Source organism: Bifidobacterium margollesii, assembly GCF_002860355.1.
Taxonomy (GTDB): Bacteria; Actinomycetota; Actinomycetes; order Actinomycetales; family Bifidobacteriaceae; genus Galliscardovia; species Galliscardovia margollesii.
Window position 1 is genome coordinate 48,226 of the sequence record NZ_NMWU01000028.1, and the last position, 10,573, is coordinate 58,798.

The 10,573-nt window shown below is 61.5% G+C and carries 6 protein-coding genes, 1 tRNA gene and 1 pseudogene; 4 read left to right on the top strand and 4 right to left on the bottom strand.

What is annotated here, in order from left to right; genetic code table 11:
- Nucleotides 1–191 precede the first annotated feature (191 nt).
- The gene (gene rlmB, locus Uis1B_RS08185; protein ID WP_101617286.1) at nucleotides 192–1,205 is read left to right on the top strand and encodes a 23S rRNA (guanosine(2251)-2'-O)-methyltransferase RlmB; all 1,014 of its coding nucleotides are present in this window, start codon (nucleotides 192–194) and stop codon (nucleotides 1,203–1,205) included.
- A 61-nt stretch (nucleotides 1,206–1,266) separates the two neighbouring features.
- Here the strand turns inward: rlmB and Uis1B_RS08190 are convergent, their stop codons facing one another.
- The 3 genes from Uis1B_RS08190 to Uis1B_RS08200 form a co-directional block, all read right to left on the bottom strand.
- A complete protein-coding gene (locus Uis1B_RS08190; protein WP_101617288.1) occupies nucleotides 1,267–2,730 on the bottom strand; it encodes a DUF4032 domain-containing protein in 1,464 nt (487 codons plus the stop codon).
- Nucleotides 2,731–2,911: 181 nt separating this feature from the next.
- Entirely contained in the window at nucleotides 2,912–4,042 is a 1,131-nt protein-coding gene (locus tag Uis1B_RS08195) for an ABC transporter ATP-binding protein (protein WP_101617290.1), read from the bottom strand.
- 221 nt (nucleotides 4,043–4,263) lie between these two features.
- Nucleotides 4,264–5,463 (bottom strand): glycosyltransferase family 2 protein, encoded by a 1,200-nt coding sequence (locus Uis1B_RS08200; protein ID WP_101617292.1) that lies wholly within the window; start codon nucleotides 5,461–5,463, stop codon nucleotides 4,264–4,266.
- Nucleotides 5,464–5,605: 142 nt separating this feature from the next.
- Between Uis1B_RS08200 and Uis1B_RS12490 the strand changes: the two are divergent.
- The 3 genes and pseudogenes from Uis1B_RS12490 to Uis1B_RS08215 form a co-directional block, all read left to right on the top strand.
- Nucleotides 5,606–6,511 (top strand): annotated as a pseudogene (locus Uis1B_RS12490) (serine/threonine-protein kinase); the annotation flags it as partial.
- A 2,027-nt stretch (nucleotides 6,512–8,538) separates the two neighbouring features.
- Nucleotides 8,539–9,525, top strand: a complete 987-nt coding sequence (locus Uis1B_RS08210) for a DsbA family protein (protein WP_101617301.1) — start codon at nucleotides 8,539–8,541, stop codon at nucleotides 9,523–9,525.
- A gap of 147 nt (nucleotides 9,526–9,672) precedes the next feature.
- Nucleotides 9,673–9,746: transfer RNA gene (locus Uis1B_RS08215), tRNA-Thr, on the top strand.
- A 429-nt stretch (nucleotides 9,747–10,175) separates the two neighbouring features.
- On the opposite strand, the gene Uis1B_RS08220 is transcribed toward Uis1B_RS08215, so the two are convergent.
- A partial coding sequence (locus Uis1B_RS08220; protein WP_165782806.1) for an IS3 family transposase occupies nucleotides 10,176–10,573 on the bottom strand: 398 nt, incomplete at its 5' end.

Genomic DNA, 10,573 nt, shown 5'->3' on the forward strand with positions numbered 1-10,573 from the left:
TGCAACCGTTTTCCGCACGCCGGATAATCAAAGCACGGCGCCAACAACGGCGTTGACGCCGGCCAATTATTCCGTAGCGACCAACGTCAAATATAAAAACTTATAAAAACTTATAAAAGATATAAAAGCGTCTTCGACTCCGGTTCCGCCCAGACCCTCCGCACGGAATACCTTGTGGGACAATGGAATCTATGGCATTGAAGAAAGGACCGACCAAGGGGTCGGGAGGAAAGCATCGTAACAAGCTACGCGGGTACGGCCCTACGCCCAAGGCCGAAGATCGCGTATATCACAAGGCGTACCGGGCCAAGAAGGCGGCGGATCGCCGTAAGATGGCCGATCCGAGACTGGCGGCCAAGCGTCGCGCCGCGAAATTCACGTCGGATTCCGATGATCTGGTGATCGGCCGCAATGCGGTGGTCGAAGCGCTGCGAGTCGGCGTACCGGCCAAGGAACTGTATCTGGCGGCCCGCATCGAGCACGACGACCGCACTCGTGAGATCGTGCAGCTGGCCACCAAGAGCGGACTGCACCTGCTGGAAGCCGACCGTCTGGAAATGGATCGCATCGCCCGCAGCTCCAACCATCAGGGTGTGGTGCTCAAGGTACTGCCGTTCCAATATTCGTCGCTGGCCGATCTGGTCGACCGCGCCGATCGCAAGGCCAAGGCCATGAACGCCGCCTCCGAATCCGCGCGAATCAAGGCTCGCCCGCTGTTCATCGCATTGGACGGCGTTACCGATCCGCAGAATCTCGGCGCGGTGATCCGATCCGCCGCCGCATTCGGCGCAAACGGTGTGATCCTGCCCGAACGTCGTTCCGCCTCGGTGACCGCCGCGGCATGGAAGGTCTCCGCCGGCGCCGCGGCCCACATGCCGGTGGCCCGCGTGGTGAACCTCACCAAGGCCATCGAAAGTCTGAAGGAGCGCGGCTACTATGCCGTCGGCCTGGACGGTGGCGGCGACGCGCTGGTCGGCGAAACCGGCTTTGAAACCGATCCACTGATCGTGGTGCTCGGCTCCGAAGGCAAGGGTCTGAGCCGTCTGGTCCGCGAATCCTGCGATTCGATCGCCGGCATCCCGATCAGCTCCATGGTCGAATCCCTGAACGCCTCCGTGGCCGCCGGCATCAGCCTGTACGCCGTGGATCGCGCCCGTCGAGAAGCCGCGACCGCAGCCGCAGCACCGCAAACCAACGCCCAATAAATCACGCAACAGCGTTCGTTGGAAGCGGAGGAACCGTTCCGCTTCCAACCTTCCTTCCCGATCAGCTGGCCCAGACGGCCGCATCGGGATCATCGTCGGGATTGTAGTCGCCGTCAGGATCGGAACCGTCCGCCGGTGCGTCATCATAGGTCGAAACGTCGTCGACCACACCGGCATCGGCATCAGCGTTGATGGCGTCCATCACCTTGGCATCAAGCTTGTACTGCGGCAGCACATTGTCGATGTAGCTGCGCACGGCTTCGGCCATCGGCACGTCATGCCCCACCTTCTCGGCCAGATACCAACGGTGGGTCAGCACCTCGTGGAAGAACTGCGCCGGTTCGATCTGCGACCGGTATTCCTTCGGGATCATCCGCACGGTGGGCTCGAATGATTCGCGCATCCAGTCCGTGGCCACGATCTCCAGATCCTCGCCCTGCCGCCAGGTGGAGGCACGGTAGGCGTCGAGATCGTTGAGCAGTCGGCGGGCCTGATTCTCCTGCACGTCCAGACCGGTGAGCCGCAGCAGCTTGCGGGAGGCATATCCGGCATCGACCACGCGGGGACGCACGCGCACGCGATTGCCGTCCTCGTCGGTGTCCATCTCCAGCTCATCCACGTCGAAACCGAGCTCGTTGAGCTTATTGACTCGCTTCTCGATCTTCCACATCTCATCGGGGCTGAAGCTTTCCACGTCGGTCAGCGCACTCCACAGCGAATGATAGCGCTCCACCAGCCGGTTGCCGACCTCCACCTCATCCACATCGGAAGGCAGCAGACGTCCGGAACTCAGATCCATGAGCTCGCCGATGATGTTCACGCGAGCCAGATCGATGTCGTATTCGCGCTGTCCTTCGGTGAGCTGCGGGTAGAGTTCGCCGGTTTCGGCATCCACCAGCACGGCGGCGAAGGAGTCGGCATCGCGCAGAAACAGCACGTTCGACAGCGACACATCACCCCAGTAGAAGCCGATCAGATGCAAACGGACCAGCAGCACGGCGAGCGCGTCAATCAGTCGGTCGGCGGTGTCGTCGCGCAGATTGCGGGCGAACAGCGCACGGTACGGCAACGAGAACTTCAGATGCTGGGTGACGAGGATCGCCTCCAAGGGATTGCCATCTCGATCATGACGACCGGTGACCACGGCGATCGGCTTCACCGACGGCACGTCGATCTTTTCCAACTGACGGAGCAGCTCGTATTCACGTTCGGCCACCGACTGGGTGATCTCCTTCATCGCGTAGACGTCGTGCCCCACGCGCACGAAACGCACGACGTGGCGGGAGATGCCGCGAGGCAGGTTGGCGAGCAGTTCGTCGGGCCATTGGGCGAGCGGCTTATGCCACGGCAGCGTGAACATCTTCGGATTCGAGCTGGCCGCGGTGATCTTCAATGCCTTCGGCTGGGCCGGACGATTGCCTCCGGCCACGATGCCGGTACCGGACAGGGCCGCGTTGATCGGTAGATCGGCGGATTTCACCGAGGTGGCCTGTACGAGTCTGGGGTCCAATTCCACGTTTTCCATAAGCACCAACTTAGTAGATGGGAACGAACGGGGGGGGGGAGGCAAAAGGAAGCCCCGCAACCAGCACTGGCTGCGGGGCTACTTTTCTGCGGTGAGGCAAATGAGAGAGGAAGAGAGGGGACCTGCCTCACCTATCGGCACCAAAGGCAATCCCACAAAAACCTTCGATGCCGACGTGTTATCAGTTCAGACGCAGCTCGCTGCTCGGAGAGAAGAGATGCATCTTGGCGGGATCGATCTTGATCCGCACGGTGTCGCCGACTTTCGGCAGCAGACGCGGGTTCACGCGGACGGTGGTCATCTTGTCCTGATCGGACATCACGGCGCTGGCCTGTTCGGCGGCGGAACCGTCGGTGATGATGGTGCCGTAGATGTAACCGTCGGAACCGAGGTCCTCAACGTTGGCGACGTGCAGCTTGAAGGCGTTGGCGTCGTCCGGACCGGCGAGAGTGGCGTCTTCGGGACGGAATCCCACGACGATCTTGTCATCGTCCTCCGGCGTTAGCTTGGCCACGACGTCCTTCGGCAGATCGACGGTGTCGTCGCCGATCTTGGCCTGGCCGTTGACCACCGGGTGCACGTTGATGTTCATCGACGGGGAGCCGATGAAGCCTGCGACGAACACGTTGGCCGGACGATCGTACAGTTCGGTCGGAGCGCCGACCTGCTGCAGGATGCCAAGCTTGATGACGGCGATGCGATCGCCCATCGTCAGAGCCTCGGTCTGGTCGTGGGTCACGTACAGGGTGGTGACGCCGAGCTGACGCTGCAGAGCGGCGATCTGAGTACGGGTCTGCACACGAAGCTTCGCGTCGAGGTTCGAGAGCGGCTCGTCCATCAGGAAGACCTTCGGCTTGCGGACGATGGCGCGGCCCATGGCCACACGCTGACGCTGGCCGCCGGAAAGGGCCTTCGGCTTGCGATCAAGGAACTCGGTCAGATCGAGGATCTTCGCGGCTTCCTCAACGCGCTTGCGAATCTCCTCCTTCGGCGTGCCGGCGATCTTCAGAGCGAAGCCCATGTTGTCGGCCACCGACATGTGCGGGTACAGTGCGTAGTTCTGGAAGACCATGGCGATGTCACGGTCCTTCGGCTGCATGTTGGTGACGTCCTTATCACCGATGAGAATACGGCCCTTGTTCACTTCCTCAAGACCGGCGAGCATACGAAGCGTGGTGGACTTGCCGCAGCCGGAGGGGCCGACGAGTACGAGGAACTCGCCATCCTTGATGTCAAGATTCAGATTATCGACCGAAGGCTTGTCGTTGCCCGGGTAGATACGGGTGACATGGTCAAAAATCACTTCTGCCATGGTTGATCATTTCCTTTCACTGGCAGGTACGTGCCAGACGATCCGTTGTAAAAGGGGTGGGTATGTTGTTATTGAGTTATTACCGTTGTTGGATTGCGTTCCCCGCTTTGGGTCCACGTCACCACTAACTGCATTGTTGGCGATTGAAGATTCTCTTCGATGAGCCACTTCCCAACAGTACACTACGACACGCCGGCCCGAAAAGGGTGCCAGGCTTGATTTCAGGCCTCGTCCCAAGCCTCCTCCCACGCCTTCATATCGGCATGACTCAAGCCGGACCCCGGCTGCGTGGCCTCCTTCAGCGCCTTGCGTCGGGCCCTCTCCTCGGCTTTTTCCTCGGCTCGCGTTTCCGCTTCGGCCTTGTTTTCCGCAGCCTTCGCGGCCCAGCCCGCGCGCAGCTGATGCCAGTATTCGCGCACGTCCCGGAAGTTGTCCTTCACGTCGTCCACCGCCTCGTCCATCGAACGGGTCAGCAGTTCGAGCAGCTCACGAGTGGCCTGCGGCATCTCCTCGTCGCCGCCCTCCACATCACGGGTCAGCCCCTCGATTCTCCGTCGCATCGCATCGGCGTCCTCGGGGTCGATCTTCAGCCCCGTGATGATCGACTGGCGAATGGTTTCATAGTCCAGGTTGGCGAAGAAGTTCAGCTGCTGCATCTTCATGAACGATTTCAGCTCGGGATACCGCGTTTCCACGTATTCCTCGCGATCGTCGGCGGCCCGTCGCCAATCCCGGTTCAGCTTCGGGTCGAGCGTGGCCGTGATCGACCCCTGCCGCAGACGGTAGTGGTACAGCACCTTCGGAATGCGCACGATGCGCGTCGATTCGCCGATCACGTTGCAGATGCGGGCCATGTCCTCGATCTTCCGCCCTACCGGGAACGAGAAATCATGATCCTTGTACGTGGCCGCCGGGGCGAGGAACGCCCAGAAATATCCGTCGATCTCCGATTTCACCTGTGCCTTGATACCCTCCTGTGGGGCGAGGAGCCGCACATCGTCGAAATCGTTGTGCTTGTAATCGCTCAGCAGGGTCCGACCGTTTTCGGAAATCGTGTCGAACTTGAACATCACCAGATCAGCGTCATACTGTGACAAGGCCTTGAGGCAATCCTCAACGAGGTGCGGATCGACGGTGTCGTCGGAGTCGGCAAAGTATACGTACTCGCCGGTGGACTGCGCCAAACCGACGTTCCGCGCATCCGAAAGCCCCCCGTTCTGCTTGTGAATCACACGAATCCGTTCGTCCTTCTCGGCCCATGCGTCGCACATCGCCGGGCAGTTGTCGGGAGAGCCGTCGTCCACCAGCAGGATCTCCAGATTCCGATACGTCTGCCCGGTCACGCTCGTCACGCATTCGTCCAGAAACTTCTCCACCTTATATACGGGGATGATCACGGACACGAGCGGATTTTCGACCATATCGACCTCCACGAAAACCGTATGACGACGTTGTGGCCATAATACGTGGCCACCGGGAACATACGCCCTCATCCGAACAGACCGCGAAACTTATGCAACGAAGTCTCCGAATGCCAATCGGCCGGCGGAAGCGGGTGCCACAATGGGCGGCATGACTGATTTGAATGCGTTGAATCTGGAAGCGGGAAGTCTGGTCGGGGGGTATACGCTGATCTCCCGTCTCGGCGGCGGCGCAATGGGCTCCGTATGGCGGGTGAAGGACGACGGCGGCACCGTATACGCCATGAAGATTCTGCGCGATTCGCTGGTGGACGACGAGCCCGCAGGCGAGGATGACACCGCGCGCACGTCTGCGAACGGATTCCGTACCGGCGAGACCAGCAAGGCCACGGCCCGCGAGCGCCTGCGGCGCGAGGCGGCCGCGCTGCGACGGGTGAATCATCCCGGCGTGTGCCAGATCGTGGATATGGAGCTTGATGATTCGCTGGCGTTCATCGTCACGGAGCTGATCGAGGGCAAGAATCTGCGTGAGGATGTAGCCGCGAACGGACGGTATGTGGCCGGTGATCTGGAGCGTTTGGCGCGTAAGCTGATCGACGCGGTGTCGGCCGTGCATCGGGCCGGCATTATTCACCGTGATATCAAACCGACCAATGTGATGATCTCCCGTACCGGCCCGGTACTGGTGGATTTCGGCATTGCGATGGGAGAGGGTGAAAGCCATGTAACCCGTACCGGTCTGGTGATGGGTACGCCGGGATTCATCGCCCCCGAAATCATCGACGGCGTGGAGTCGAGCGAGGCGACCGACTGGTGGAGTGTGGCCGCGGTTCTGGCGTTCGCCGCCACCGGCCGCCCGGTATTCGGCACGAAACCGATGATGGCCGTGCTGGAGCGTGCAGCGGCCGGCCATGCGAATCTGGCCGGGTTGCCGCCTCGCACCACGGCTGCGTTCCGTCGAGCGCTCAGTCCGAACCGTGATGAGCGGTGCACGCCGCTGGAACTGTTGCAGACGATCGAACGGGATGCGCTTACTCCCGAACTGTGGTCGTTCTCGGCAGCGTCGGCATTGTCCGGCATCGGGGAGGCCGGGGCAGGAGCCGCTGCAACCGACACCGCCGATGACGTGCCGTCCAGCGCACCGGCTTCCGGAAGCACGGCCGTCACCGGTCCCACCGATTCCGTGTATACGCCGTCCTTCATCAATACGGCGCTCGGAGACGGCGGCGACGCCGTCCCGCCGATCAGTTCCGGCGGTTTTCCGGCGATCGGTGGCAGCTTGACAGGTCAGACCACCCCCGCCACCGATAGCGGTACCAATAAGACAGGTAGTTCGACCGACGGTGAGACCGGCAACGGCAAGGGGGCGGTGCGCCCTTTTGGAGAAAATTCCGCCGACCCCGATAATCCCCGTACCCTCTGGAAGGAACAGGATGAACGGGCCGACGCAGCCGCCTTCACCAATGCTGCGGCCACCATGCCGTTGAAGGCTCGGACCTTCGATCCGCGTGCCCATGCGAATGATTTGGGCACGGTGGCCTTGCATACGGCCGCCAGCGAAAACCCGACTCCCGATTCCGACGAGTCGCCGATGAAAACATCGGTTATGCCGGTCGACGCGGTACCGACCATGGCCGTACCCAACGATCACATGGTCGTCGACCGTGCAACCAACAACCGCGCAACCAACGACCAAACGATCGGCAGCAATGGTCTGCCCAACGACGGCATGCCGCTCGGCACGCAGATCGTCACCAAAGCCAGCATTCCGGCACCGGCGAAACCGGCTGCGGAGGCTGGGATCGCAGCGGCGCCGGCCATTCGCCCGCTGAGCGCAACCGTGCCGATATCTCGCGTGCCGCTGCCGCCCAGCGCATCAGCGCAGTCCGTCACGGCGCCATCGGCAGCGATACCGGCACCGCCACGCCCGCGAATGGCCCAGTCCTCCGTCATGACGTCGCCACCGCCAGCCGATCCGGAGGCGACGACCGTCATGGCGCCACTGGAAAACATGACGCCACTGGAAGACATGACGCCACTGGAAGAGCCGGATGACTATGCCGAACCGCAATACCCGGCTCCGGTGTATACCGAACCTCCCGCAGACATCAACCCCGTACCGTACGACGGTTCGTACGATCACGAAGGCGCCATGACCTCCTGGTACATGCCGCGAGGCCGTTCGCTGCTGATGCTGCTCACCGTACCGCTGTGTCTGTTCGCCGCCACCGCTCCGTTCGGCGGCGCGATTGCAGCCGCGTTCCTGCTGTGGGCGTTCACCGTACTGGGACTTTCCACACGATCGCAGCTGAAACGCGAAGCCAAACGCGGCGGCGAGCGCAAAAGCACCGATAGCGCGTGGATCATCGGTGCTCTCCCCTGGCATTTGGTGAAGGGACTCGCACTGGCGATCGGACCGGCACTGCTGATGGTCGTGATTCTGCTAACGCTGTCATCGTTCCTCACCGTGGCGTTGAACCTGATCAGCGCCGATTTCGTGATTTCGATCGCCCGATTCGACATCCGCATTCCGGTTGCAGCCGACGTGCCGCTATCCGCATCCGGTCTGATGCTGTTCCTGTCGATGGCAGCGTCGTGGTCCGTGGCCGCACTGGGACCATATTCCCGAACGGCCCGGCTTGGGGCGGGAGCCGTGCGAGGCGCCTACGGCTCCCCCAAACCCCCTTGGCGATTCAGCGACCCAGCAGACGATAGACAGGATGAAAACGGTTTCACTGTTTCGGATGAGAATGTGCAGTCAGCCCGCCGCCGGAACTGGACGCTGACGATCATCTGGGCGGTACTGATCCTGACCGGCATAGCGCTGATCCTCGCCAACAACAGCATCGACTGGTCGCCGCTCGTGCTGTCCTGAAGCCCGTCGACGAACGGCTTCCAATATCGGCCGGTCGCATAACCGTCCAGTCATACGGCCGATCATCACCATTTATTTACCCTGTCTCGCTATACTGAACCGCAGTCGCCGGCCGGATGTCTATTCGCATCACGTTCGGCGGTCCTCTATCGGAGGCGAATCACACATCCGAAGAAATGAAGGATATTCCGGGGAACATCATGGCTGGAAACACGGGGAACACCAACAACTCGAAGAACACCGCACAGGGGAAGAACAGTCAGCGAAAGCCCGCGACCCGCAAGGCGCGTCAGGCAGCCGCGGAGGCCGCAGCCAAGGCCCGCGCCGAACAGGCAGCAAAGGATCGCCGCGTGCAGACCATCATCGGCATCGCCGTGGTGGTCGTGGTGGCGATTGTCCTCGGTGCGATCGGCTTCGGTATCTGGAGGTCGAACCACCCCACTCAGGACGCCGGCGAATACAATTCGGCATGGTCCGCCGTGCAGAAGGCCGAGCCCAAGCCCGCCCACTCCACAGAAAAGGGCGGATTCGTGATCTCCAAGAACGGTCTCGACAAGCCGGTGAAGGACGTGCCCACCGTGGCGGTGTACATGGACTTCATGTGCCCGGGATGCGGTGCGATGGAACGCCAGCTCGGCACCACCTATCAGCAGATGGTCGACGCCGGCCAGATCAATCTCGAAATCCATCCGATGGCCTTCATGGACCGCTACTCCACCGACGAATACTCCACCCGTGCAGGCAATGCGGCCATTGAGATCGCCGAGGCGGAACCCCAGCATCTGCTGAAGTTCATCGAACTGATGTACGCCGAGGACTTCCAGCCCAATGAAAGCGACTACCAGCCCGTCTCCAACGCCGACATCAAGCAGCAGGCGGTCGCGGCCGGGGTGAGCGAATCCGTGGCGGCCAGGGCCACCGATGAGGACTACCAGTACAAGAGCTGGCTCTCCGCCATGAGCACCTTCACCCCGCTGCGCTCGGAACTGTGGAACCGGAGCGGCCAGCTCAAGGGTCAGATGAGCACGCCCACGATCACCGTCAATGGCGAGTACTGGGACCGCAACAAGCTCGGTTCCACCGACATGCGTACCGGCCTGCTCAAGGCCATCGGTCTTGACGCCTCCGCGGTCGGCAAAGCCGGCACCCTGCCCTCGATCGGCACCGGAACCGAACTGACCTACTGATCGACTGTTCGGCGGATGACTGACTGGCCGCCGGTCATCCGCCGAACAGTCGCCGGCAGCTCCGCGGCCATCAGCGGAGTTGTCGGTTTTCCCAACGTTTCGTTATACTTGCTTCGTTCACGGTCGCGAACCGTGAACAAGCAGTCAGCCTCCTTAGCTCAGTTGGCCAGAGCAGCCGCCTTGTAAGCGGCAGGTCGTCAGTTCGAACCTGACAGGAGGCTCTTTCATCGGCGTCGAGAGCCGAAAATCCGACATCTTCACGGAACACGCCGATACATCCTTCCCCGGTATTCGCGTTAGTATTATGCATAAATCATGGCCTAACGGCCTCGTGTAAGTGGGGAATACATAACTTGCCGCGAGTAAGGACTCAGGAGCTTCCCCCATCATTACAGCTTCTGAGATAAATGGGATGGAGCATCCCCCAACCCGCTCCGTCCCCTGAGAGGCGCCGGAATCATCCCCCTTCTAAAACCGGCGCCTCTCCTTTCTTTTTTCGCCCGGTTCCCCCTATAACCCCTATACCCGGTTTCCTCTATATCCGGCTTCCCCTTGAGGGGAAGCTGTCAGCAAAGCTGACTGATGAGGTGACAGACAGCCTTCCTGAACTGCGCCCCAATTGTTAGACGCGGTTTATTAAGGGTACCTGATCAGGCTGCGAGGGACATACTCCGGAATTCCTCCGGGGTGCGTCCCTCCAGCCGTCTCTGGCGTCGTCTGGTGTTCCAGTGGATGATGTACTCGTTCAGACCGGTCTCGAACTCCTCGTAGGAGGCGAACTCGCGGCCGGTGTAGAACTCGTCCTTGAGATGGCCGAACACCTGCTCGGTCGCGGCGTTGTCGATGCAGTCGCCCTTCCTGCTCATGGACTGGCGTATGCCCAGTTCCGCGAGACGGTCGCGCCACCACCGGTGCTGGTACTGCCATCCCATGTCGCTGTGGAGCACGGGATCGACGCCCTCGGGCAGACGGTCCTCGAGCATGGCGAGCAGCCTTCGCTGCTGGGCGAGGTCGGGACGCCGGCTTACGTCCCAGGCGACGATCTCCT

Bases quoted from the DNA above. Each gene is read 5' to 3' on its own strand.
- Uis1B_RS08200 (WP_101617292.1), bottom strand. From the start codon at position 5,463: ATGGTCGAAAATCCGCTCGTGTCCGTGATCATCCCCGTATATAAGGTG.
- Uis1B_RS08195 (WP_101617290.1), bottom strand. From the start codon at position 4,042: ATGGCAGAAGTGATTTTTGACCATGTCACCCGTATCTACCCGGGCAAC.
- rlmB (WP_101617286.1), top strand. From the start codon at position 192: ATGGCATTGAAGAAAGGACCGACCAAGGGGTCGGGAGGAAAGCATCGT.
- Uis1B_RS08210 (WP_101617301.1), top strand. From the start codon at position 8,539: ATGGCTGGAAACACGGGGAACACCAACAACTCGAAGAACACCGCACAG.
- Uis1B_RS08190 (WP_101617288.1), bottom strand. From the start codon at position 2,730: ATGGAAAACGTGGAATTGGACCCCAGACTCGTACAGGCCACCTCGGTG.